General features: G+C 62.2%; 1 protein-coding gene. It reads left to right on the plus strand.

The features are described from left to right. Positions 1-489: PP2C family serine/threonine-protein phosphatase (locus EYW48_RS21425; protein ID WP_277433071.1), on the plus strand; the 489-nt coding region annotated here is incomplete at both ends.

Here is a 489-nt window from a genome sequence, read left to right on the forward strand (position 1 = left end):
GCGTCAGCCAGTGTGCCGATGGCGGACTGGCTGCGCGTTCGACCTTGCAGGCGCTGGCGCTCGACTACTACGCCACACCGGAAACCTGGAGCGTGGCACAAGCACTGGATCGCCTGCTGCTCGCGCAAAATCGTTGGCTGCAGGCCAATGGCGGTGGCCAACCCTTGCTCACCACCGTCAGTGCTGTGGTCATGCGTGGTCGGCGTTTTACCCTCGCCCACGTTGGAGATTGCCGGGTGTATCGCTGGCACGGCGATAGTTTGCAGCGGATCTCTGAAGATCACGTCTGGGATCAGCCGGGTATGCAGCACGTGCTCAAGCGCGCGCTGGGGCTGGATCAGCATCTGGTGCTGGATTTTCTCGACGGAGAGCTGCGTGACGGTGAAAGCTTTGTGCTGCTCAGTGACGGTGTCTGGTCAACGCTGGGCGATACCGCGATTGCAGCGATTCTGCGAGATCAGCCGGATCTGCGCAGCGCCGCGCAAACAC

The organism is Vibrio sp. 1180_3 (assembly GCF_029478545.1).
Classification (GTDB): domain Bacteria; phylum Pseudomonadota; class Gammaproteobacteria; order Enterobacterales; family Vibrionaceae; genus Vibrio; species Vibrio aestuarianus.